At 71.1% G+C, this 20,255-nt stretch carries 26 protein-coding genes; 14 read left to right on the top strand and 12 right to left on the bottom strand.

Annotation, left to right across the window (positions count from 1 at the left end; translation table 11 throughout):
* Positions 1 to 8 precede the first annotated feature (8 nt).
* A complete protein-coding gene (locus ACFYTQ_RS14450) occupies positions 9 to 509 on the top strand; it encodes a hemerythrin domain-containing protein (protein ID WP_387360637.1) in 501 nt (166 codons plus the stop codon).
* A gap of 73 nt (positions 510 to 582) precedes the next feature.
* Here the strand turns inward: ACFYTQ_RS14450 and ACFYTQ_RS14455 are convergent, their stop codons facing one another.
* Positions 583 to 1,044, bottom strand: a complete 462-nt coding sequence (locus ACFYTQ_RS14455) for an SRPBCC family protein (RefSeq protein WP_387360639.1) — start codon at positions 1,042 to 1,044, stop codon at positions 583 to 585.
* Between the two features lie 218 nt (positions 1,045 to 1,262).
* Between ACFYTQ_RS14455 and ACFYTQ_RS14460 the strand changes: the two genes are divergently transcribed.
* Positions 1,263 to 2,324 (top strand): NAD-dependent epimerase/dehydratase family protein, encoded by a 1,062-nt coding sequence (locus ACFYTQ_RS14460; RefSeq protein ID WP_387360641.1) that lies wholly within the window; start codon positions 1,263 to 1,265, stop codon positions 2,322 to 2,324.
* Positions 2,325 to 2,409: 85 nt separating this feature from the next.
* On the opposite strand, the gene ACFYTQ_RS14465 is transcribed toward ACFYTQ_RS14460, so the two are convergent.
* Genes ACFYTQ_RS14465 through ACFYTQ_RS14475 form a run of 3 tightly spaced genes read right to left on the bottom strand, consistent with a single transcriptional unit; the run spans position 2,410 to position 5,648 of the window.
* Positions 2,410 to 3,441, bottom strand: coding sequence for a sensor histidine kinase (locus ACFYTQ_RS14465; RefSeq protein WP_387360643.1), 1,032 nt, complete (start codon positions 3,439 to 3,441; stop codon positions 2,410 to 2,412).
* Positions 3,431 to 4,120, bottom strand: a complete 690-nt coding sequence (locus tag ACFYTQ_RS14470; protein WP_387360645.1) for a response regulator transcription factor — start codon at positions 4,118 to 4,120, stop codon at positions 3,431 to 3,433. The genes ACFYTQ_RS14465 and ACFYTQ_RS14470 overlap by 11 nt, the downstream gene beginning before the upstream one ends.
* 4 nt (positions 4,121 to 4,124) lie before the next feature.
* On the bottom strand, positions 4,125 to 5,648 hold the full coding sequence (locus ACFYTQ_RS14475; RefSeq protein ID WP_387360647.1) for a hypothetical protein: 1,524 nt from the start codon (positions 5,646 to 5,648) through the stop codon (positions 4,125 to 4,127).
* Positions 5,649 to 5,772: 124 nt separating this feature from the next.
* Here ACFYTQ_RS14475 and ACFYTQ_RS14480 point away from each other — a divergent pair, with 124 nt between their 5' ends.
* The 8 genes from ACFYTQ_RS14480 to ACFYTQ_RS14515 all read left to right on the top strand — a co-directional run bounded on the left by ACFYTQ_RS14480 (position 5,773) and on the right by ACFYTQ_RS14515 (position 13,005).
* Positions 5,773 to 6,438: a glycosyltransferase family 2 protein gene (locus ACFYTQ_RS14480; RefSeq protein ID WP_387360649.1), complete on the top strand. Its 666-nt coding sequence runs from the start codon at positions 5,773 to 5,775 to the stop codon at positions 6,436 to 6,438.
* Complete coding sequence (locus tag ACFYTQ_RS14485) at positions 6,435 to 7,142, top strand: DUF2064 domain-containing protein (RefSeq protein ID WP_387360651.1); 708 nt, start codon at positions 6,435 to 6,437, stop codon at positions 7,140 to 7,142. Before ACFYTQ_RS14480 ends, ACFYTQ_RS14485 begins: the two co-directional genes overlap by 4 nt.
* Positions 7,143 to 7,465: 323 nt before the next feature.
* Positions 7,466 to 7,738, top strand: a complete 273-nt coding sequence (locus ACFYTQ_RS14490; RefSeq protein WP_387360653.1) for a GlsB/YeaQ/YmgE family stress response membrane protein — start codon at positions 7,466 to 7,468, stop codon at positions 7,736 to 7,738.
* 99 nt (positions 7,739 to 7,837) lie between these two features.
* Complete coding sequence (locus ACFYTQ_RS14495) at positions 7,838 to 8,839, top strand: alpha/beta hydrolase (RefSeq protein WP_387360655.1); 1,002 nt, start codon at positions 7,838 to 7,840, stop codon at positions 8,837 to 8,839.
* 1 nt (position 8,840) lies between these two features.
* The gene (locus ACFYTQ_RS14500) at positions 8,841 to 9,755 is read left to right on the top strand and encodes an SDR family NAD(P)-dependent oxidoreductase (protein WP_387360657.1); all 915 of its coding nucleotides are present in this window, start codon (positions 8,841 to 8,843) and stop codon (positions 9,753 to 9,755) included.
* 1 nt (position 9,756) lies between these two features.
* The gene (locus ACFYTQ_RS14505) at positions 9,757 to 10,677 is read left to right on the top strand and encodes a ferritin-like domain-containing protein (RefSeq protein ID WP_387360659.1); all 921 of its coding nucleotides are present in this window, start codon (positions 9,757 to 9,759) and stop codon (positions 10,675 to 10,677) included.
* Complete coding sequence (locus ACFYTQ_RS14510; protein WP_387360661.1) at positions 10,674 to 12,185, top strand: flavin-containing monooxygenase; 1,512 nt, start codon at positions 10,674 to 10,676, stop codon at positions 12,183 to 12,185. Before ACFYTQ_RS14505 ends, ACFYTQ_RS14510 begins: the two co-directional genes overlap by 4 nt.
* 52 nt (positions 12,186 to 12,237) lie before the next feature.
* Positions 12,238 to 13,005, top strand: coding sequence for a MerR family transcriptional regulator (locus ACFYTQ_RS14515; RefSeq protein WP_387360663.1), 768 nt, complete (start codon positions 12,238 to 12,240; stop codon positions 13,003 to 13,005).
* A 53-nt stretch (positions 13,006 to 13,058) separates the two neighbouring features.
* Here ACFYTQ_RS14515 and ACFYTQ_RS14520 read toward each other — a convergent pair whose 3' ends face one another.
* On the bottom strand, positions 13,059 to 13,232 hold the full coding sequence (locus tag ACFYTQ_RS14520) for a CsbD family protein (protein WP_387360665.1): 174 nt from the start codon (positions 13,230 to 13,232) through the stop codon (positions 13,059 to 13,061).
* A gap of 230 nt (positions 13,233 to 13,462) precedes the next feature.
* Here ACFYTQ_RS14520 and sigK point away from each other — a divergent pair, with 230 nt between their 5' ends.
* Both sigK and ACFYTQ_RS14530 read left to right on the top strand, forming a co-directional pair.
* Positions 13,463 to 14,104: an ECF RNA polymerase sigma factor SigK gene (gene sigK / locus ACFYTQ_RS14525; RefSeq protein WP_387360667.1), complete on the top strand. Its 642-nt coding sequence runs from the start codon at positions 13,463 to 13,465 to the stop codon at positions 14,102 to 14,104.
* Positions 14,101 to 14,814 (top strand): anti-sigma factor domain-containing protein, encoded by a 714-nt coding sequence (locus ACFYTQ_RS14530; RefSeq protein ID WP_387360669.1) that lies wholly within the window; start codon positions 14,101 to 14,103, stop codon positions 14,812 to 14,814. The genes sigK and ACFYTQ_RS14530 overlap by 4 nt, the downstream gene beginning before the upstream one ends.
* Before the next feature lie 8 nt (positions 14,815 to 14,822).
* On the opposite strand, the gene ACFYTQ_RS14535 is transcribed toward ACFYTQ_RS14530, so the two are convergent.
* Together ACFYTQ_RS14535 and ACFYTQ_RS14540 are read right to left on the bottom strand one after the other, a co-directional pair.
* The gene (locus ACFYTQ_RS14535) at positions 14,823 to 15,428 is read right to left on the bottom strand and encodes a flavodoxin family protein (protein WP_387360671.1); all 606 of its coding nucleotides are present in this window, start codon (positions 15,426 to 15,428) and stop codon (positions 14,823 to 14,825) included.
* 15 nt (positions 15,429 to 15,443) lie between these two features.
* On the bottom strand, positions 15,444 to 15,740 hold the full coding sequence (locus ACFYTQ_RS14540; protein WP_387360673.1) for a hypothetical protein: 297 nt from the start codon (positions 15,738 to 15,740) through the stop codon (positions 15,444 to 15,446).
* A gap of 141 nt (positions 15,741 to 15,881) precedes the next feature.
* On the opposite strand from ACFYTQ_RS14540, the gene ACFYTQ_RS14545 reads away from it, so the two are divergent.
* Together ACFYTQ_RS14545 and ACFYTQ_RS14550 are read left to right on the top strand one after the other, a co-directional pair.
* On the top strand, positions 15,882 to 16,526 hold the full coding sequence (locus tag ACFYTQ_RS14545) for a response regulator (protein ID WP_387360675.1): 645 nt from the start codon (positions 15,882 to 15,884) through the stop codon (positions 16,524 to 16,526).
* Positions 16,527 to 16,641: 115 nt separating this feature from the next.
* Positions 16,642 to 17,607 carry an Acg family FMN-binding oxidoreductase gene (locus ACFYTQ_RS14550; protein WP_387360677.1) on the top strand — a complete coding sequence of 322 codons (966 nt, stop codon included), beginning with the start codon at positions 16,642 to 16,644 and terminating at the stop codon, positions 17,605 to 17,607.
* Here ACFYTQ_RS14550 and ACFYTQ_RS14555 read toward each other — a convergent pair.
* The 5 genes from ACFYTQ_RS14555 to ACFYTQ_RS14575 are packed head-to-tail and all read right to left on the bottom strand — an operon-like array spanning position 17,604 to position 20,171.
* Entirely contained in the window at positions 17,604 to 18,071 is a 468-nt protein-coding gene (locus ACFYTQ_RS14555) for a hypothetical protein (protein ID WP_387360679.1), read from the bottom strand. The genes ACFYTQ_RS14550 and ACFYTQ_RS14555 overlap by 4 nt on opposite strands.
* Before the next feature lie 37 nt (positions 18,072 to 18,108).
* Positions 18,109 to 18,471 (bottom strand): hypothetical protein, encoded by a 363-nt coding sequence (locus ACFYTQ_RS14560; protein WP_387361296.1) that lies wholly within the window; start codon positions 18,469 to 18,471, stop codon positions 18,109 to 18,111.
* Positions 18,472 to 18,503: 32 nt separating this feature from the next.
* Positions 18,504 to 18,959 carry a roadblock/LC7 domain-containing protein gene (locus tag ACFYTQ_RS14565; protein ID WP_387360681.1) on the bottom strand — a complete coding sequence of 152 codons (456 nt, stop codon included), beginning with the start codon at positions 18,957 to 18,959 and terminating at the stop codon, positions 18,504 to 18,506.
* Positions 18,956 to 19,786, bottom strand: coding sequence for a hypothetical protein (locus tag ACFYTQ_RS14570; RefSeq protein ID WP_387360683.1), 831 nt, complete (start codon positions 19,784 to 19,786; stop codon positions 18,956 to 18,958). Before ACFYTQ_RS14570 ends, ACFYTQ_RS14565 begins: the two co-directional genes overlap by 4 nt.
* Positions 19,776 to 20,171: a hypothetical protein gene (locus ACFYTQ_RS14575; protein WP_387360685.1), complete on the bottom strand. Its 396-nt coding sequence runs from the start codon at positions 20,169 to 20,171 to the stop codon at positions 19,776 to 19,778. Before ACFYTQ_RS14575 ends, ACFYTQ_RS14570 begins: the two co-directional genes overlap by 11 nt.
* Positions 20,172 to 20,255 lie beyond the last annotated feature (84 nt).

The following is a 20,255-nucleotide window of genomic DNA, read 5'->3' on the forward strand; positions in this document are numbered from 1 at the left end:
GAGATTCGATGAGTACCGACGCGATCGTGCTGCTGCGCGAGGACCACAAGGCGATCCGCAAGCTGTTCCGCAAGTTCGAGAAGGCGGGCGACCGGGCGCACGCCACCAAGGGGCGGCTGGTGAAGAAGATCATCGAGGCGCTCACCGTGCACACCTACATCGAGAACGAGTGCATGTACCCCGAGGTCCGCAAGCTCGTGCCCGACCTCGAGGACGACATCCTCGAGTCCTACGAGGAGCACCACGTCGCCGATGTGCTGACGATGGAACTGGCCGCGATGAAGCCCGCCGACGAGCACTTCACCGCCAAGACCACCGTGCTCATCGAGAACGTCGACCACCACATCGACGAGGAAGAGAAGGAGTGGTTCCCCCAGGTCCGGGAAGCCTTGAGCCGCAAGCAACTTCAGGAGATCGGTGCCCGCATGCTCGAATTGCGCAAGCAGGCCCCGACCTCGCCCAAGCAGCCCTCGGCGATCGAGAAGGCCGTGCACGCCGTCACGGCCTGAGGATACGGATCGACCACACAGAACCGCCCCGGACGCCGAAGCGTCCGGGGCGGAAGTCTGCCGGGAACCGGGGTCAGACGCCGGGGCGGGGTACGTCGCCGCGCCAGGCGCCGGTCTCGCCGCCGCGCTCCTCGATGTACTTCTTGAAGCGGTCCAGATCGCCCTTGACGCGGCGGTCCAGGACGCCGAGCTTGTCGCCGACGTTCTCCACGAAACCCTCGGGGTCGACGTCCATTTGGGTGATGACCCGGGTGGTGGAGTCGTCGATGCGGTGGAAGGTGACCACGCCCGCGTGCTCGGGGCCCGCGTCCGAGCGCCAGGCGATGCGCTCGTCGGGGTGCTGCTCGGTGATGGTGGCGTCGAATTCGCGTTCGACCGGGCCGATCTTGACCTTCCAGTGGGTGTGGGTGTCGTCGATCTGATCGATGCGCTCGACGCCCTCCATGAACCGCGGGAACGATTCGAACTGCGTCCACTGGTTGTAGGCGGTGTGGATCGGGACATTCACTTCGGTCGAAGCGGTCACGGTGCTCATGTACAGACCTCGCTTCCTCCGGCGGCCGCCGGACATCGTCGAACTTGCTGTGCAGTGGGCCCATCGCTCGGCTACCCGGCGGTTGCCGCACCAAACGACGGGTCGAGTCGTGACGGAACGCTGACGTTTCACGAAATCGGCCGTGTCCAGGCGCGATTCGCCGCCCGGGACGGCGAGAATGCTTCGCGTCCGGGCGTCGTCTCCTTCAGAAAGGCCGAATGATGCGGATTCTGCTCACCGGTGCGGCGGGCTTCATCGGAACCCACGTGCTGCGCGCGCTGCACGACGCGGGGCACGAGGTGGTGGCGATCGATACGATGCTGGCCGCCGCGCACGGTCCCGGGGCCGCGCCCCCCGACGGGGTGGCGCGGGTGGACGTGCGCGATCCCGAGGCGCTCGACGCGCGGTTGCGCGGGGTCGAGGCGGTGTGCCACCAGGCGGCGGTGGTGGGGGCGGGGGTGAGTCCGCAGGACGCGCCCGCCTACGCCAGCCACAACGATCTGGGGACCGCGGTGCTGCTGGCGGCCATGGCTCGGGCGGGCTGTCGCCATCTGGTGCTCGCCTCGTCGATGGTTGTGTACGGGGAGGGGCGCTATGTGGACGGTCGCGGCGAACCCGTGGAACCGGCGCCGCGCGAACCCGCGGATCTGGCTCGCGGTGTGTTCGACCATCGTTCGGCTACGGGAGAGGTACTGACCTGGGCGCCGGTGGACGAGGACGCCCCGTTGCGGCCCCGTAGCCTGTACGCGGCGAGCAAACTAGCCCAGGAGCACTACGCCGCCGCGTGGGCCGCCGCCACCGGGGGCACGGTGACCGCGCTGCGCTACCACAATGTCTACGGAGACGGAATGCCCAGGGACACACCGTATTCCGGGGTCGCCGCCATCTTCCGTTCGGCCCTCGAACGCGGCGAGGCGCCCCGCGTCTTCGAAGACGGTTGCCAGGCACGCGATTTCGTCCACGTCCGCGATATCGCCGCCGCGAACGTGGCCGCCCTCGAACACCCACTCTCCACCTTCCGCCCGGTCAACATCGCCTCCGGCCACCCCGTCACCATCGCCGAGGTCGCCGCCCTGCTCGCCACCGCCGCCGACGGCAAACAGCCCGTCACCACCGGTGAATTCCGCCCCGGCGACGTCCGCCACATCGTCGCCTCGCCCGACCGCGCCCGCCGCGACCTTGGCTTCACCGCCGCGATCTCACCGCGGCGCGGCCTCACCGAATTCGCCTGTGCCCCTTTGCGTCCCGCATCCGGCACCGGTGCGCCGGAGTGGCGCTGAGCGGGGCCGTCCGAATCGCCAGATCTCCACTCTGGGAACTTCGAGTACTCGAACTCGAACGGGCGGTCCACCCTCGCCGGGTGGGTCATCCGGCGAGCGGCAGGCTCACCTCGAAGCACGCTCCGGCACTGCGTGATTCGCCCGCCGGGACGGCCCGAATAGTCCCCCCGTGCGCCGCCACCAGCCCGGCGGCGATGGCCAGACCCATGCCGCTGCTGCTGCCGAGGTCGTCGGCGGTGGGGGTGCGGGCGGTGCTGCCGCGGTAGCCCGCCTCGAAGATGCGGGGGAGGTCGGCGGGGGAGATGCCGGGGCCGGTGTCGGTGACGCGGACGAGGGCGTGGTGGTCGGCGGTGGTGACGGTGATGTCGATGCGGCCACCCGCGGGGGTGTGGGCGACGGCGTTGGCGATGAGGTTGGTGAAGACGCGGGTGAGGGCGCGGTTGCTGCCCGCGACGGGGACCCGGTCGGCGGGTTGGGTTGTGCCGAGGGCGATTTCGGCGCGGGCGGCGGTGGGTTCGGCGGCGGCGGCGACCTCGTCGACGACCTCGCGCAGGTCGAGGGGTTCCAGGGCCAGGCGCAGGGCGCCCGCGTTGATCTTCGACATCTCGAACAGGTCGTCCACCAGGGCGGCGAGGCGATGGGTCTCGCGGACGACGGTGCGGCCGTAGCGGGCCACGTCGCCGGGCTGGTCCACCACGCCGTCGGCGAGCGCCTCGCCCATGGCGCGGATCCCGGCCAGGGGCGTGCGCAGGTCGTGGCTGACCCAGGCGACGAGTTCGCGGCGGGAGCGTTCGGCGGCGCGTTCCTGTTCGCGCATCTGCTTCTCCCACACCATGGTTCGGGCCTGGGCGCGGCCGAGCAGCACCGCCGCGGGGACGGTCACCGCGGACACCACGCCCAGGACCACGGCGGTGCGCTCGAGTTCGTCGGTGAACATCAGCCCGCTGACCGCGATGACGCCGGTGAGGGCGGCGAGGGTGGGGATGAGCACCAGCACGGCCGTGCTCGTGCCGAGCGAGCGGTCGCGGGTCCAGCGCAGCAGCAGCGCGCCGAGACCGACCACCGGCAGCGAGCCCGCCAGCGCGTAGGCGATCAGCCCCCAGGTGTCATTCGGCATCGTCGGAATCTGTTCTGCCCCAGGCGTATCCACGACCCCAGACGGTGTCGATGCGATGCGCGTCGCCGAGTTTGGCGCGCAGCCGTTTGATGTGCACGGTCACCGTGGACAGGTCGCCGAACGTCCAGCCCCACACCTGGGCGAGCAGTTCCTGGCGGCTGAACACCCGCTGCTGATGCGCGAGCAGGAAGGCCAGCAGATCGAATTCGCGGGCGGTGAGATCGACCGGCGCGCCGTCGATCTGGACCGTGCGGGAGGCGCGGCGCAGCTCGACCGCGCCGCCGCGCAGCACCTCGTCCTCGCCGCCGGGCGCGGGGTGGGCGCGGCGCAGCACCGAGGCCACCCGCAGGGCCAGCTCGCGCGGGCTGAACGGTTTGGTGACGTAATCGTCGGCGCCCGCGCGCAATCCGATGATCCGGTCGTCCTCCTCGCCGAGCGCGGTGAGCAGGATGATCGGCGTGTCGGGATGCGGTCCGGCGCGGACGGTCCGGCACAGTTCGACGCCGTCGGGCGGGGGCATCATGACATCGAGGATCGCCAGGTCGATGTCGTTGTCGGCCAGGACTTTCGCCGTCGCCGGGCCGTCGGCGGTCTCGACGACGGTCAGCCCGTCGCGTTCGAGGTAGCGGCGCACCACCTCCCGGACCACCGGATCGTCGTCGGCCACCAGAATGCGCATCGGCTCACCAATTCGTCAGGATCAGATGGTTGATCAGCAGGGCCGCCACGGCTTGGGCGGCCAGCCACCAGCGCGCCCCACGCGCGGGCAGCAGGGCGGTGGCGGCGAGCACCCACATGTCGAACGGCAACCAGATCCGTTCGGTCTCGGCCTTGCTCAGCCCGCTGAGGTCCGCGGCGAGAATGGCGGCGAGGCCCGCGGCCGCGAGCACCGCCGCGGGATCGATGGCCGCCAGGCGTCGCCGGAATGGCCGCGCGGGAACGTTCGGTGCGCGGGTGACGGTCGCGGCGCCGCCGCTCGGGGTTTCCCGTATCGGGACCGGTCGTGCCTCGGGGACGACGGGGATCGACGAATCTCCCTGTGGTGCGGGGCGTTCGGCTTTCGAAGAGTCTCGACGCAACGGCAGCAGGAACGCGCGCGGGACGCGATGGATCGCCGCCACGGCGGCGGGCCCGAGAGCGCAGGCGGTGGCCGCGAGATTGCCCCACACCCAGTACGAGAACGGCCGCTCCGCGGCGATGCCCTGGTAATAGCGTTGCACCACAAGGTGATACCCGTCGAACCACCGGAACCCGGCCGCGGTGAACACCCCGGCCACCAGGAGCGCGCCCACCGCCACGGCGAACAGCGGCCGCGCGATCGACGCCGCCCGCCGCGCGCGCAGCATCCCGAGGATCAGCACCCCGGCCGCCGGAACCGCCATCAGAGCCAGACCGTAGCTGAGGTAGATCCCGAATCCGAACAACACCCCCGAGACGAAAGCCTCAGCGAGCCAACGGTTCCCGAGCCGCACCGCGAGCGCGAGCAATGCCACCGCCCAGGCCGTCACCCCCGCGAACAAGGCGTCCGCCGACACCGCCACCCAGATCGCGGCCGGGGCCAGCACCAGGAAGGGCATTGCCGCCCGGGCGCTGTCCTCGGAGCCGAGCGCCCGCACCGCCACCGCCACCGCCGCCGACGCGCTCGCCCCGACCAGCGTGCACAGCGCCGCCGCCCACGCCCCGCCGCCCAACCCGACCCGATCCAGCAGGACGAACGTCAGCAACGCCCCCGGCGGATGACCGGAGACGTGGGTGGTCCAGGAATCGGGCTGGAAATCCAGGATGCGCCCGGCGAATCCGCGCAGCGTGGCGGCGATATCGGTGACGCCGCCGACCTCGTGCAGATACTCGTCGCGGGTGGTCAGCCGCCCGGCGAAACCGCGCTGCCAGCCATCGATCATGGCCAGCGCGAACGCCCACGCCGCCGCGGTGAGCCAGCCGGACACGAGCAGCCGTCGCCACGGCGCGCGGCGCGTCAGCGCCGGCCCGCGCGCGACCACGACCACCGCGATCGCCACGGCGGGTACGGTGCCCCAGCCGATATGGCCGAGCCACTGCCCGAACAGCGGGGCCGCTCCCGCGTACAGCCGACGACTCCACTGTTCGCCGAGAATTCGCGGGACTTCCACGGCGGCGGCCACGAGGGCGAGCCCGGCGGCGGCACAGGCGATGTCGGCCCGGGTGGCGGTCTCGGCGGTCTTCGGCACGGGTACACCCTAGGGCCGCGCGCGGCCGGAGGCGGGGAGGACGGGCGTCGGTCCAGGTGCCGTCATACTTTTGTCACCGATTCGCTGACCCGTTCCGGGGTGTCGCGGCCCTACGGTCTTCGGTGTGACCGAACCAGAGGAGGAGCCGGGAGTCACCGTGGTGATCCCGTGCCGTGACGAGGCGGGTGCGTTGCCGACTGTACTCTCGGCCGTTCCGCCGGGTTATCGAGTGATCGTGGTGGACAACGGTTCCACCGACGCGACCGCGGCCGTCGCCCGCTCGGCGGGGGCGACGGTGGTCGTGGAACCCCGGCCCGGATACGGCAGCGCGGTGCGGGCCGGAATAGACGCCGCCCGCACCGATGTGGTGGCCGTCCTGGACGGGGACGGATCCATGGATCCGGGCGAATTGCCCGCTCTGGTGGCCGAACTCGGGCCGCGGGTGGACATGGTCGTGGGGCGGCGGCGGCCCGTGACGCGCGGGGCCTGGCCCTGGCACGCGCGGCTCGGCAATGTGCTGGTGGCCCAGCGGCTCCGGCGTCGCTACGGGTTGCCGGTCCATGATGTGGCCGCGATGCGGGTCACCCGGAGGGCGCGGCTGCGGGCGCTCGGGCCGCTGCATCCGCGGTCGGGCTATCCCCTCGAGCTGCTCGTGCGCGCGGCGCGGGCCGGGTGGCGGATCGTCGAACGCGATGTGAGTTATCGGCCCAGAAGCGCTGGGGTGTCGAAGGTTTCGGGTTCGGTGCGCGGCACGATCCGCGCGGCGCGCGACTTCTGGAGCGTGCGATGACCGGGACCGATATCGCCGCGACGCTGCTCGTGGTCGCCAAGGCGCCGATCGCCGGATTCGCCAAGACGCGGCTCACCCCGCCGCTGGCCCCCCGCGAGGCGGCGCGGCTGGCCGCGGACGCGCTGCTCGACACCCTCGCCGCCGTGCGCGCCAGCGGCGCCCGGCACGCGGTGGTGGCCTGGACGGGGGACCTGTCGCGCGCCGAGCACGCCGACGAGATCGCCACGGCCCTAAGGGAATTCACCGTGGTGCCCCAGCGCGGCGACGGCTTCGGCGAACGGCTCGCCAACGCGCACGCCGACGCGGCCCGATTCGGCCTGCCGGTGGTGCAGATCGGCATGGACACGCCGCAGGCCGATGCCGAAACGCTCGGCGCGGCGGCACGATTGCTGCTGGTCACCGGCGATACCGTCCTCGGGCTCGCCGCCGACGGCGGCTGGTGGGCCCTCGGCCTGTCCGACCCCCGCCCCGCCCGGCTGCTCACCGAGGTCCCGATGTCCACCGACCGCACCGGCGAGCTGACCCGGAACATGCTGCGCCGCTGCGGTTTCCCCGTGCACGCGCTGCCGGTCCTCACCGATGTCGACCACTATCGCGACGCGCTCACCGTGGCCGCGCAGAGCGACGGCCGCTTCGCCCACACGGTCCGGCTGCTCGACGAGTCCGCGCTCACGCCCGCCACGAGTTCGTCTCCGCGCGTGTGAGTTTCGGTGTCTTCCGGGATCGGCGACCTGACGGTCGCGTCCCGGAACCTCGCCGTGGACACCGGGTTCGGTTGGCGCGTCCGGAATCTGGCCGTGGGCAGCGGGTTCGGCGGTCGCGTCCCGAACCCGGCCGCGGATACGGGGTTCGGCAGTCGCGTCCCTAATCTCACTGCGGACACCGGTTCGGCTGCCCGGGTTCGGGTTCCGTGCGGGCCGTCGTTCTCGGCCGGGATGGGTTCGGGTGGGTTTAGGGCGGCGCGGGCGGGTATGGCGAGGGTGATGATCGCGCCGGAAGATCCGGCGCCCGCGGAATGGAGGACGACATGCTCGGACTGGGCATCATCGGGTGGATCGTGGTCGGCGGCCTGGCGGGCTGGATCGCCAGCAAGATCATGGGGACCGACGCGCAGCAGGGGATTCTGCTGAACGTCGTCGTCGGCGTGATCGGCGGCCTGATCGGCGGCTTCCTGTTGAAGCTGTTCGGTGTGGACGTGGCCGGTGGCGGGCTGATCTTCAGCTTCCTGACCTGCTTGGCGGGGGCGGTGGTACTGCTGTTCCTGGTCGGACTGGCGACCGGTCGGCGCGCGGTGCGCTGACCGGATCAACGGAACGGGCCGGTGGTCACGACCACCGGTCTTTTTCGTATCCAAAGAGTGCCATTGACAAATGGCACATAAGCCGGTGATGCTGTGGGCATGGCTAGTACATGGTCAACGGCGACCAGCGCCCCGGCCCCGGTTCCCGCCGCGGCCGCCCTGCGCACCCGGCTCGCGGCCTCGGCCTCCGTGCTGGGTTTGCGACAGGTGCACGCGGTGTTGCCGCCCAATCGAATCGGCATCGGCATCGGCCGGGCGATCATCGCCAGCGTCATGGCCGCCTTCGGCCCACCCCTGCCCGGCACCCGCGTCACCCCCGTCCGCGCGGGTGAGGTGCGTGGGGAGTGGGTGCGGGCGGCCGGGGTCGCGCACGGGACGCGGGCGATCTACTTCATCCACGGCAGCGGGTACGTGGTGTGCTCGGCGCGCACGCATCGGGGGCTGGCCTCGCGGCTGTCGAAGGCGACCGGGCTGCCGGTGTTCGTGATCGACTACCGGCTCGCGCCCGAACACCGGTTCCCCGCGGCGGCCCGCGATGTGGAGGCGGGCTACCGGTGGCTGCGGGAGCAGGGTTTCCGCCCCCACGATCTGGTGGTCGGCGGCGACTCCGCGGGCGGGCATCTGGCCCTGGATCTGGTGCTCGAGAATCTGCGCACCGGAACCGAGCAGCCCGCGGGCGTGTTCACCTTCTCGCCGCTGCTGGATCTCACCCTCGGCCTGGCCGAGACCCAGGACCGGCTGCGGCCCGACCCGATGGCCCCCGCGCGCGTCGGCCGCCGCCTGCTCGAGCTGTACACGGTCGGCCATCCGCCGGATTCGCCGCGGCTGCGCCTGGTCGTCCCGGCCGGGGCCGCGCTGCCGCCCATGCTGGTGCAGGCCGCCGCCGAGGAGATGCTGTCGGCGGACGCCCGCGCGTGGCACGACATGATCGTCGCCGCCGGGGGCCGCTGCGAACTCGAGCTGTGGCCGGGCCGGATCCACGTCTTCCAGGCCCTGCCCCTGCTGGTTCCCGAGGCCGCCCCGGCCCTCCGCCGCGCCGCCGCCTTCGTGAAAGGCGCGCTCGCGCAGGCGGATTCACCCATCGACACGAAGGCCGGCTGAGATGACCGCGTTCTCGACCCTGTTCTCCTCCCTCGTCCCGGCGGCCCTGCTGCCCGGTACCCGCCGCACCCACGACGCCAAGGCCGTCGTCACCGGCGCGGGCAGCGGCATCGGCCGGGCCTTCGCCCTCGAGATCGCCGCGCGCGGTGGAGAAGTCGTGTGCGCCGACATCGATGCCGAGCGCGCCGCGGAGACCGTGCGGCTCATCGCCGACCGCCACGGCCGCCCCGCCCACGCCTACCGCTGCGACGTCGCCGACCGTGACGACATGGAGAGCCTGGCCCTGCACGCCGAACTGATCTTCGGCGGTCCCCCGACCCTGGTGGTGAACAACGCGGGCGTGGGCATCGGCGGAAAACCGGTGGGCGAAATCGGTTTCGACGACTGGCGCTGGGCGCTGGGCATCAATCTGTGGGGCGTGGTGCACGGCTGCGAGATCTTCGCCCCGCGCCTGCGGGCGGCCGGGCGGGGCGGCATCGTCAACGTCGCCTCCGCCGCCGGATTCGCGGCCGCGCCCGGCATGGCCGCCTACAACGTGTCCAAGGCCGGGGTGCTGTCGCTGTCGGAGACCCTGGCCGCCGAACTCGCGGGCACCGACGTGGCCGTGACCGTGCTGTGCCCGACCTTCGTCAAGACCAATGTGGTGCGCGACGGCCGGATCACCTCCGGCTCGTCGAACCTGGCCGAAAGCCTCATGCGCCGCACCGGTTTCGCGCCCGAACGGGTCGCGCGCGACGCGCTCGACGCCAACGACCGCGGCCGGCTGTACGTGCTGCCGCAACTCGACGCCCGGGCGATCTGGCTGCTCAAGCGGCAGTTCCCGAGTCTGTACACGCACGCCCTCGGCGTGCTCAACCACGTGCTGCCGCAAGCGGATTCGCCGTCCGCGGCGCACGCGAGCAAGACAGGAGTGTGACATGGCCTTCGACTTCGACGCCATGCTGGCCAAGATCAAGGCCCGGCAGTGGGCCCTGGCCGAGATCGACTGGGACGCCCCGGGTGCGGACCTGATCACCCCCGAACAGCACGCCAAACTCAAACCGTTCATGGCCGATCTGATGTGGATCGAGAACGTCGGCGCGCGCGGCTTCGCGGCCATGGCCAAGAAGGCGCCGACCGCGACGCTGCGCGAGATCTACCGCTACTTCCACGCCGAGGAGCAGCGGCACGCCAACGCCGAACTCGCGCTCATGCGCCGGTGGAACATGCTCGACGGCGACGAGATCCCCGAGCCGAACATCAACGTCAAACTCGTCATCGACTTCCTGGACAAGTACTCCGACGGCATGTCGCTGTCGTTCCTGGGCACGGTCATCCCGATGCTCGAGGTTGCCCTGGACGGCGCGCTGATCAAGTTCATCACCGACGAGATCGCCGATCCGGTCGCGCAGGAGGTGTTCAAGAAGATCAATTCCGACGAATCCCGCCATCTGGCAACCGATTACGCGGTGATGGAACTGCTCGGGCACGCCGAGGCGCGCAAGCTGCTCATCGATCTGGTCGGCGGCTGGGCGAAACCGAGCCTGCTGATCGGCGTGCTCAGCTACATCCCGCTGCTGAACAAGATGCGCGACAACATCGTCGCCATGGGCGTGGACGAGGAGAAGCTCTACGCCGCGCTGCGCAAGTACAAGGCGGTGGGGGAGCGGATGCCGCTGGCCAAGCGGGTGCCCATGTACCGGATCGTCAGCATGCACGGCATGTGGGTCGTCGACCGCCGCCACCCCTATCACCTGTTCGCCGACGCCCTGGTGAAACTCACCGCCCGCGTGCCCGACCGGCTCCTGCCGCCACAGCCCACGTGGTCGAAGGAACTGACCTACGAGCCGGTCGCGTGAGCGGGGTCAGCGCGCCGCTGGACGTGGCGATCATCGGCGCGGGATTCGCCGGGATCGGCACCGCGATCCGCCTGCGGCAGAAGGGAATCGGGAACTTCGCGCTGTTCGAGCGCGGCACCCGGGTCGGCGGGACCTGGCGCGACAACACCTATCCGGGTGCGGCGTGCGATATTCCGTCGCGGCTGTACTCCTACCGGTTCGCGCCGAATCCGGACTGGTCGCAGACCTATTCGGGGAGCGCGGAGATCCTGGGCTACATCGATCGGATGGTCGAGCAGTTCGGGCTCGCGCCCGCGATCCGGTTCGGCCACACCGTGACCGGGCTCGAGTTCGACGAGACCAGCGGGCTGTGGGACGTCGCGCTCGACGGGCGGCCGAATGTCAAGGCGCGCAGCGTGGTCGTGGCCTCGGGGCCGCTGGCCAATCCGGGGTTCCCGGCGCTGCCGGGCCTGGACGACTTCGAGGGCCACCGGATCCACAGCGCCCGGTGGGATCACGACTACGACTTCACCGGCAAGTCGGTCGCGGTCGTCGGGACCGGCGCGAGCGCGGTGCAGATCATTCCGGAGCTGGTGCGAAAGGCGGGCAGCGTCAAGGTCTTCCAGCGCACCCCGGGCTGGGTGCTGCCGCGGGTGAACCGGTCCACCCATCCGCTCACCCGGCAGCTGTACCGCAGCGTGCCGCTGACCCAGTCGCTGGCGCGCGAGGCGTGGTTCTGGGGACACGAGTCGGTGGCGCTGGGCGTGGTGTGGAATTCGCCGCTGACCCGGGTGGTGGAGGCGGTGGCGCTCGCGCATCTGCGGCGGCAGGTGCGCGATCCGTGGCTGCGCCGCCAGCTGACCCCCGACTTCCGGGCGGGCTGCAAACGGCTGCTGCTGAGCAACGACTACTACCCGGCGTTGCAGGCGCCCAACTGCCGCCTGGTCACCTGGCCGATCGCGCGGATCGTGCCGCACGGCATCCGGACCGCGGAGGGCATCGAGCATCGCGCCGACTGCATCGTGTTCGCCACCGGCTTCGAGGTGTCCAAGCAGGGCACCCCGTTCCCGATCGTCGGGCGCGCGGGCCGGGTGCTGGCCGAGGAGTGGAGTCGCGGGGCGTACGCGTACAAGAGCGTGACCGTCGCGGGGTACCCGAATCTGTTCTTCACCTTCGGGCCCAATTCCGGTCCGGGCCACAATTCGGCGCTGGTGTACATGGAGGCGCAGATCGACTATCTCACCGACGCGGTGGGCCTGATCCTGGATCGCGATCTGCGGATGTTCGAGGTGCGGCGCGACCGTCAGGACCGCTACAACGCGGGGCTGCAACGGCGGCTGGCTGCGACCACGTGGAATTCCGGTTGCCGCAGTTGGTATCTCACCGAGGACGGCTTCAACGCCACCATGTATCCGGGCTTCGGCACCCAGTACACCCGCCAGCTCGCGGCCGTGGATCCGGACGACTACGTGGCCGTGCCGCGCGACGCGGCGCGGATCGGCCCGCGGATCGGGGCCGGACTGGGCTAATGTCGACACCTGTCGAGTGAACGACCGGGCGAGCAGGAGGGGCGAGACGCGAATGGCGGAGTACCGCATCGACGATCTCGCCCGCGCGGCCGGAACGACGACCCGCAACGTGCGCAACTATCAGGAACGCGGCCTGCTGCCCGTGCCCACGCGGCGCAGCGGCCGCGCCCTGATCTACGACGATTCGCATCTGGCCCGGCTGCGGATCATCGACGCGCTGCTGGCCCGCGGCTTCACCACCGCGCACATCGCGGACTTCATCACCAGCTGGGAGACGGGCAAGGACCTCACCGAGATCCTGGGCCTGCAACAGGCCGTCACCGCCACCTGGGGTTCGGGCGAGGAGCCGATGTCGGTGCCGCGCGAACTGGTCGATAGCTTCCTCGGCGACGGCGAACCGGTCGGACAGGCGGAACTGGATCGGCTGGCCGACCTCGGCTTGGTCCGATTGCACGGGGACACAATCGAATTCACTCAGCCCGAACTGCTCGAGACGTTTGGCGCGCTGCACAACTACGGCTTCGGGCTGAGCGGGCTCATCGAGGTGTACGCGGCGGTGACCGGGCGGGTCAACGACATCGCCGACACCATGGTCGCGGCGGCGAAGGACCACATCGAGGCCGAGCACGGTCCGGGCTGGCTGCCCGACAGCGACGCCGAGATCGCCGAGACCACCCGCATGCTCAACCAGCTGCGCGAACTCGGGGTGGCGGCGGTGCACAACACGCTCAATCAGGCGCTCGACCACACCCTGCGACGGGAGTTGAGCGCGTATCTGGCCACCGCGGCCGAGCGGCACGGCAGCCGCGAGAAGGCGTGAACGCGACCGGGCGGCGGGAACGAATCCCGCCGCCCGGTGCGCTCGTCGGTCGCCTACTTCTTGAACGCGTCCTTGATCTTCTCGCCCGCGTCCTTGAGGTTGGACTTGATCTGGTCGGCCTTGCCCTCGTTCTGCGTGTCCCGATCGCCGGTGGCCTCGCCGAACTTCTCCTTGGCCTGCCCGCCCAGATCGTCGAGCTTGTTCTTCGCCTTGTCGGTGCCGCTCATGGTGCGTCCCCTTTCCGGAGTGAAACTCTCGACCCGCGTCGGTCGGGGCCGACATGGAGGCGATAACCCGTGCGGGGGGCGGTAAACGGATACCGCCCGTCGTTCACGTCTCGAAGGGGCGCGAAAGTGATGTGGATCACCTATTGTCGGTCCGATCCGCCCGGTGAGGCAGCGCGAAGTCCTTCGAGTCCTGGGTCCTTCTCGGCAGGAGCAGATATGGATACACCCTCGTGACGGCCCCCGACGAGGCGCGGGGCGTCGGCGTGTTCCCGGAGGCCGGGCCGTCGTGCCCGGTCGAGCGGCGCGGCGAGCCGGAGCTGGCCCGGCTGTTGGCCGGGCTGCTCGGCCGCGTCGGGCGCGGCGATCGGGCGGCGTTCACCGAGTTCTACCGGCTGACCAACCATCGCGTGTTCGGGCTCGCGGTGCGGATGCTGCGCAACCGGTCCGCGGCCGAGGAGATCACGCAGGAGGTGTATGTGCAGGCGTGGTCGCTGGCCGACCAGTACGACCAGCGGCGGTCGAGCCCGATGGGCTGGCTGATCATGCTCACCCATCGCCGCGCGGTGGACCGCATCCGCAGCGAGCGGGCCGCGTCCGATCGGGACGTGGTGTACGGGCACACCCAGCTCGGCCGCGACCACGACGTGGTGGCCGAGACGGTGACCCAGCGCGCGGAGGAACGAGCGGTGGTGCGCTGCCTGGACACGCTCACCTCCCGCCAGCGCGAGACCATCGCGCTGGCCTACTACGGCGGCCGCACCTACACCGAGGTGGCCCGGCAGCTCGAAATCCCCTTGGCCACAGTCAAATCCCGGGTCCGCGACGGGTTGAAACGACTCGCGGCCTGTCTGACCGGAAGTGAGTCGCGGTGAGCACCACCGAATCGCCGGACGAGCTGTCCGACGCCATCCACCCCTACGCGCTGGACGCCACCTCGGAATTCGAGCGCCGCCGCATCGAACGCGCCCGCGCCGCCGCCGCGCCCGAGGCCGCCGACCGGTTCGACGCGGAGGTCGCCCGGGTGCGCGAGCTGCTCGCCGAACTCACCGTCGTCGACTCGCTCGCCCCGCCCGACGAGCTCGAGGCGCGGATTCTCGCCGCCGTGGGCTCCGCGCCCGCCCGCCGGACGATCCGGCCGAGGCACACCCAGTGGCTGGCCGCCGCGGTCGTGGCGGTGCTGGTGGCGGTCGGTGGGATTCTCGTGACAACCGTTGTGCGCCAGGGTGATTCGCCGTCACCGGGGGTCAGCGCGGTGCGGACGATCGAGCGGCAGCGCGACGCGATCACGCGCAGCGCCGAGCTGGCGGGCGGCGGCACGATCGTGGTGCGCACGTCTGCGGCCTTGTCGCTGATGGCGGTGAGTTTCGAGGATGTGCCCGCGCCCGGCGCGGGCCGCAGCTATCAGATGTGGGTCGGGCCGGGCGACGGGGTCATGCACTCGGCGGCGGTGCTGAGCCGGGTCCCCGCCGAACCCGTTGTGGCGCGGTATGTTCCGGCCGAGAGCATGGCCATCACCGTCGAACCCGCGGGCGGTTCGCCCGGTCCGACCACGACGCCGATGGTCGTGGTCGAACTGAGCTGAGCCGCGGGCTATTTGGCGGGGTACTCGTGCTCGGTCAGCACGCGGGCCAGATGCGCCGCGTTGCGGGCCATGGTCGCGGTGGTCGACGCCACCGCCTCGGGCACGCTGTCCAGATCGCGGTAGTCGGTGCTGCCCATGGCCTGGTCGTTCCAGTACGTGCAGCCCTGCGCGGGGATGGTGAACCCGATGTCGTCGAGTCCCTGGAACAGATCGGCCACGATCTTGTGGGCGCCGTCCTCGTTGCCGACCACGGCGGCCAGACCGATCTTGCCGGTCATGGCCGGGCGGCCCTGATCGTCGGTCTCGGACAGTTCGGCGTCGAGCCGCTCGAGCACCCGCTGCGCCACCGAGGACATATGTCCGACCCAGGTGGGGGTGGCGATGAGCAGGATGTCGGCGGCCCGCAGCCGTTCGCGGATCTGCGGCCACTCGTCGCCCGAGCCCTCGTCGGCGCTCACCCCCGGATGCACGTCGTAGTCGACCACGCGCAGCACATCGCCGGTCACGTCGTGCACGGCCAGTTCGTCGAGCACCTGCCGGGCGATCAGATCGCTGGAGGAGTCCGCGGGGGACTTCTTCAGCGTGCAGACCAGGGCGAGGGCGTTCAGTGGCATGATGCGATCCTTTCGTCAGTGTCCGCGCTGTTCGTGCAGGGCCAGCCCCTCCTGGGCCTTGACCCGCCGATGTTCGAGCAGCAGCCAGCCGAATCCGCCGAGCAGCGCGGCCGCGCACAGCACCCCGGCCACGATCGCCCATCCGGTGAAGCCGTATCCCGCCGCGGTGAGCGCGCAGGCGAGCGCGACCAGACCCAGCGCGCAGAGCACGATTCCGGGAATGTTGTAGCCGTCCTCGATACCCTCGCCCGCGTGATTGCGCGTGTTCCGCGAGGTGTCCGGAAAGTTCGCTCGCGCCTGATCCGCTGCCATCGTGCACCTCCCTGTGAGTGGTCACCGGGGTCCTCCGCGCCCCGGAATCTGGTTCAGCACTACCCGGGTTCGGGCGCGGCAATCAGCGAGGCGGCCACGACGGTCACGTTTGCCGACGGGCGGGTGGGGTAGCTCGGCGGCATGGTCGGGATCTTCCTCGTCGACGATCACGAGGTCGTCCGGGTGGGTCTGCGTGGTCTGATCGATGCGCAGCCCGACCTCGAGACGGTCGGCGAGGCCGGTAGCTGTGCGGAGGCTCTCGCGACGCTGCCGCGCTCGGGCGCGGATGTGGCCGTGCTCGACGTGCATCTGCCCGACGGCAGCGGCATCGAGCTGTGCGGCGCGCTGCGGGAGCGGATGCCGGGTCTGCGCACGATGATCCTGACCTCCTACACCGACGAACACTCGGTGATGGGGGCGGTGCTCGCCGGGGCCGACGGTTACGTCCTCAAGGACATCGACGCCCCGCACCTGCTCGAGACCGTGCGCGCGGTCGCGAAAGGCCAAGCGCTGCTGGACAATCGGGCCACCGCGGTGCTGATGGCGCGGGTGCGGGCCGAGGCCGCCGAGCGGCGCGGGCCGATCGCCCATCTCACCGACCGCGAGCGGGAGCTGCTGCGGCTGTTGGGGGAGGGCCGCACCAATCGCGATATCGCCGAGCGGATGTTCCTGTCCGAGCGGACCGTGAAGAACTACGTCTCCCAGCTGCTGCGCAAACTCGGGCTGGATCGGCGCGCCCAGGCCGCGGTCATGGCGGCCAAACTCGGCCTCGACGGCGGGAAGTGACCTTCGGACCCGACCTTGGTCACGGGGGTCGGTGACCTTCGCGCCGATGCCGGATCGCGGCGGGCTCGCGAGGCTGGACGGTGTCCCGTTCGCTTCCGAAAGGAATCATCCGATCATGGTCCTCGCGCGTCCCGAAGCCGAAACCCTCCGGAGCGCAATCGGATCGGCGCAGCACGCGCCGTCGGTGCACAATTCGCAGCCGTGGCGGTGGGAGGTGGACGGCGCGACGGTCCGGCTGTACGCCGACCCGTCCCGGCACCTGGTCGCGACCGATCCGCAGGGCCGGGCCCTGATGCTGAGCTGCGGCACGGCCCTGCACCATCTGCGGGTCGCGCTGGCCGCGCGGGGCTGGGCGTCGCGGGTGCGGCATCTGCCCGAGCCGGGCGATCCGCTGCGCCTGGCCGAACTGACGCTCGAGCCCCGCCAGCCCGAGCGGGACGACATCGAACTCGCCGCGGCCATCGCGCACCGCCGCAGCGATCGCCGCCGGTTCCGGTCCGGCCGGATACCGAGCCTGCGCACCTGGGCCGCCGCCGAATACGCGCGCCGCTTCGGCGCGGACGTGTGCACGCTGGGCGAGGACGAGCGCGCCCGCCTCGCCCCGATGTTCCGCACCGCCGCCCGAGAGCACGCGCAGGACGCCCTGTACCAGGTCGAACTCGCCACCTGGAGCGGGCACGACGGCGAGACCGGCGACGGCGTCCCGGCCCGCAACGCCGCGCCCATCCACACCGACGACCAGCTGCCGGGTCGCGCGTTCGCCAACCCCGCCCTGATCGATCCGGCCGCGCGGCCCGACGGCGCCGAATGGCTCGCCGTCTGCACCGAGGCCGACGACCGCGTGGACGAACTGCGCGCGGGGGAGGCGCTCAGCGCGCTGCTGCTGTCGGCCACGAGACTGGGCCTGGCCACGTGTGTGCAGACCGAACCGCTCGGCGTCGTCGAACTGCGAGAGCGGATGCGCCACTCGGTCTGCGGGGACGCCTATCCGCAGGCCCTGGTCCGCACCGGCGTCCCGCTCGGCGCCGCGCCCCTGCCCGAGACCCCGCGCCGCGGTGTCGACGAGGTGGCCGGACCCTAGACGCGCGCGGGAGAAGCCTTGGCGGCCTTGCGTTCTCGGGGTACGAGCAACGCGAGCAGCGCGACGACGGTGGCGCCGCCGAACAGGTACAGCCCCCACGTCCCGCTGAGCAGATGACGGTAGTCGTGGCGCAGCCGGTCGTCGAAGCGCTCGTCCAGCCGCCAGGTGAGCACGGCCAGCGCCGCGATCGCGGCGAGCACGCCGAGCCAGCCCAGCAGGCGCGAGCCGGTCAGCGCGGCGAGCAGCACCACGGCCGCACAGCACAGCAGCACCAAGGCGAGGGAGAGATAGAACTCGACCGACACCCCCGCCAACTGGTCGAGGCCGCGATCGGTCGGGAGGCCGTCGCGCAGATCGAGGAGTCGAACGTGCCGGGCCCGCAGCGATCCGAGCAACGGCCCGAACGCGCCGACACCCATCACGATGGCACAGGCGAACAGCAGCAAATGGACGAACGTGCGCATACCTCCACGGTATTGCGCGTCGCGGGGAAACGCCCCCTTACATCTCGAGTTCCTCCTCGATGCCCTTGAGGCGGTGCCGCGCGAGGGCGAGATTGGCCCGGCCGCGATCGAGGGCCAGATACAGGAACAGCCCCTTGGCCTTGCGTCCGGTCATCGGGCGGATGATGTGGTACTGGCTGGACAGGGTGATGAGGATGTCCTCGATGTCCTCGTTGAGATTGAGCTGATCGATGGTGCGCATCTTGGCCCGCACCACCTCGGTGTTGCCCGCGGCGGCGACCTGGAGGTCCAGGGCCTTGGAGCTGCCCAGCATCCCGAGCGCCATACCGCTGCCGTAGTCGACGACGGCGGCGCCGACCGCGCCGTCGATGACCATCATGTCCTTCAACGCCAGATCCATGTTCACGGCGGTGTTTCCTCTCAATCGGTGTTTCATCGGGTGGTTCCATCGGTGGTGGCGGTGAGGTGATCGGCGATCGCGCGGGCCACCGGGCGCGATTCCAGGTGCAGCCGACCGACATTCACGTCCGGTTCGGCGAGCACGGTGAGCGCGGACCAGCCCGCGGCGTAGACCACCACGTGGCCGGCCGAGCCCTGCACGACCACCTCGTCGAACCCGCCGCCGTGGGCCGTGGTGGCCAGCCGGTACGACAGCGCGAGCTGGGAGGCCGCGAGCGCGGCCATGCCGTCGGGTTCGATGTGATCGGGCAGGTCGTGGGCGATGAGCAGGCCGTCGCTCGACGCCACGAGCGATCCGGTCAGCCGCGGGACGCGTTCGCGCAGCGCCCGCAGCTCCGCGAGCACCGCGGCATCGGGTTCCGGTCCCGTCACGCTCACCTTGGTCCGCCTTCCCATCAGATCGCCGAATCGCTTCTTGCGCGTGGTCACGCGAGTTCCTCCAGCGCCGCTCGCAGGCGGACGAGCGTCTCGTGGTCCACCGGGCTCCAGCGCTCGGGCACGGTCACCGCCGGGGTCGAATGCCGCACGGCCGCAGGCGTTTCCGCGTCCACCGGCGGCAGGGAACGGCCGGACACCCGGCGCGGCAGTGGCACCGGCACCGGCGATTCGGGCGCGTCCGGCTCGGCCCGGTCGGTCGCGGGCGGCTCGATCAGGCCCGCCGCGGTGAGCTCGCGCACCGAGACCAGGCAGCCGTAGGTGGTGCGGCCCAGCTCGCGCGCGATCGCGGCCACGCTGCGTCGGCCGTCGGCCGTGCCGAGCACCTCGATCTGCCCGCCCGTCAACGCGATTCGCCGCCGCCGAGCCCGGCGCACGGGTACGACCGGGGCCCGGTCCACGAGCCGCGCGGGCCACGGCCCGGCCTCCGGATCGCCGCGGCGGGCGCATTCGTGCACCAGGGCGTCGGGTGGGATGTGGCACACCGGGGCGAGCCAATGCGGTGGGGCGGGCCGGAATTCGCACGCCGACGGGGAGGCCAGCAGGAAGTAGGCGGCGTCGAACACCGACAACAGGGCCAGCGTCTCGAGCCGCGGGCGGTCCAGGACGCGGCCGGGTTCGCCCGCGCCCGCGCGGCGCCAGTCCTCGGCGGTGGCCACGCCCGCCGCGACCACCAGCCGATCCAGGCCCGGGGTGCGGCGGCAGTCCGCGCTCGCGATGGCGCCCTCGGTGAGGTGGAAGGCCCCGTCGGCGGCCCGCAACACCCCGGTGCCGCGCTGAATCCCCAAGCGCCGCAACTCGTTCGCGAGATCAGCGCGCACCGGCGTCCGCTCCGGCGAGTTCGGCCAGGATCGCCTGCACCTTGAACCGGGCCAGGGCGAGGGTGCCGGTGTCGCCGTCGAACCGCACGTGCACGAACAGCCGCCCGTCGTAGTCCCCCGCGATCAGGCGCAGCAGATGGAAACCGCCAGGACCGCCGATGATGATCTCGGTGACGTCGTCGTCGGTCCGCCCGGTCGACAGGGCGGGACAGGTCAGGACCGCGCGCACGATATCGGTCGTGGTCGCCGCGTCCTCGTGCCGATCGACCGGGTCGTGCCGCCCGGCCGCCGCGACCGCCAAGCCGCTCGCCCCGTCCACCAGCGTCACGCTGCGCGCACCCGGAATCGCCATGAGGCGTTCCATGCAGTCATCGATACCGATCACGTCACCGTTCCCCGGAAGTGGTTACGGTTCCGAGACGCTACCCAATTTCAATGGCTGATGTTCGGCAAATTCCGGAGAATACCT

The organism is Nocardia sp. NPDC004068 (assembly GCF_042874315.1).
In the GTDB taxonomy this organism is placed as follows: domain Bacteria; phylum Actinomycetota; class Actinomycetes; order Mycobacteriales; family Mycobacteriaceae; genus Nocardia.

What these genes read in the sequence shown, in the direction of transcription:
- ACFYTQ_RS14515 (WP_387360663.1), top strand. Translation starts at nt 12,238, where the DNA reads ATGGCGGAGTACCGCATCGACGATCTCGCCCGCGCGGCCGGAACGACG.
- ACFYTQ_RS14555 (WP_387360679.1), bottom strand. Translation starts at nt 18,071, where the DNA reads ATGCGCACGTTCGTCCATTTGCTGCTGTTCGCCTGTGCCATCGTGATG.
- ACFYTQ_RS14465 (WP_387360643.1), bottom strand. Translation starts at nt 3,441, where the DNA reads ATGCCGAATGACACCTGGGGGCTGATCGCCTACGCGCTGGCGGGCTCG.
- ACFYTQ_RS14545 (WP_387360675.1), top strand. Translation starts at nt 15,882, where the DNA reads ATGGTCGGGATCTTCCTCGTCGACGATCACGAGGTCGTCCGGGTGGGT.
- ACFYTQ_RS14535 (WP_387360671.1), bottom strand. Translation starts at nt 15,428, where the DNA reads ATGCCACTGAACGCCCTCGCCCTGGTCTGCACGCTGAAGAAGTCCCCC.
- ACFYTQ_RS14500 (WP_387360657.1), top strand. Translation starts at nt 8,841, where the DNA reads ATGACCGCGTTCTCGACCCTGTTCTCCTCCCTCGTCCCGGCGGCCCTG.
- ACFYTQ_RS14460 (WP_387360641.1), top strand. Translation starts at nt 1,263, where the DNA reads ATGATGCGGATTCTGCTCACCGGTGCGGCGGGCTTCATCGGAACCCAC.
- ACFYTQ_RS14450 (WP_387360637.1), top strand. Translation starts at nt 9, where the DNA reads ATGAGTACCGACGCGATCGTGCTGCTGCGCGAGGACCACAAGGCGATC.
- ACFYTQ_RS14470 (WP_387360645.1), bottom strand. Translation starts at nt 4,120, where the DNA reads ATGCGCATTCTGGTGGCCGACGACGATCCGGTGGTCCGGGAGGTGGTG.
- ACFYTQ_RS14505 (WP_387360659.1), top strand. Translation starts at nt 9,757, where the DNA reads ATGGCCTTCGACTTCGACGCCATGCTGGCCAAGATCAAGGCCCGGCAG.
- ACFYTQ_RS14485 (WP_387360651.1), top strand. Translation starts at nt 6,435, where the DNA reads ATGACCGGGACCGATATCGCCGCGACGCTGCTCGTGGTCGCCAAGGCG.
- ACFYTQ_RS14540 (WP_387360673.1), bottom strand. Translation starts at nt 15,740, where the DNA reads ATGGCAGCGGATCAGGCGCGAGCGAACTTTCCGGACACCTCGCGGAAC.
- ACFYTQ_RS14490 (WP_387360653.1), top strand. Translation starts at nt 7,466, where the DNA reads ATGCTCGGACTGGGCATCATCGGGTGGATCGTGGTCGGCGGCCTGGCG.
- ACFYTQ_RS14495 (WP_387360655.1), top strand. Translation starts at nt 7,838, where the DNA reads ATGGCTAGTACATGGTCAACGGCGACCAGCGCCCCGGCCCCGGTTCCC.
- ACFYTQ_RS14520 (WP_387360665.1), bottom strand. Translation starts at nt 13,232, where the DNA reads ATGAGCGGCACCGACAAGGCGAAGAACAAGCTCGACGATCTGGGCGGG.
- ACFYTQ_RS14550 (WP_387360677.1), top strand. Translation starts at nt 16,642, where the DNA reads ATGGTCCTCGCGCGTCCCGAAGCCGAAACCCTCCGGAGCGCAATCGGA.
- ACFYTQ_RS14560 (WP_387361296.1), bottom strand. Translation starts at nt 18,471, where the DNA reads ATGGATCTGGCGTTGAAGGACATGATGGTCATCGACGGCGCGGTCGGC.
- ACFYTQ_RS14455 (WP_387360639.1), bottom strand. Translation starts at nt 1,044, where the DNA reads ATGAGCACCGTGACCGCTTCGACCGAAGTGAATGTCCCGATCCACACC.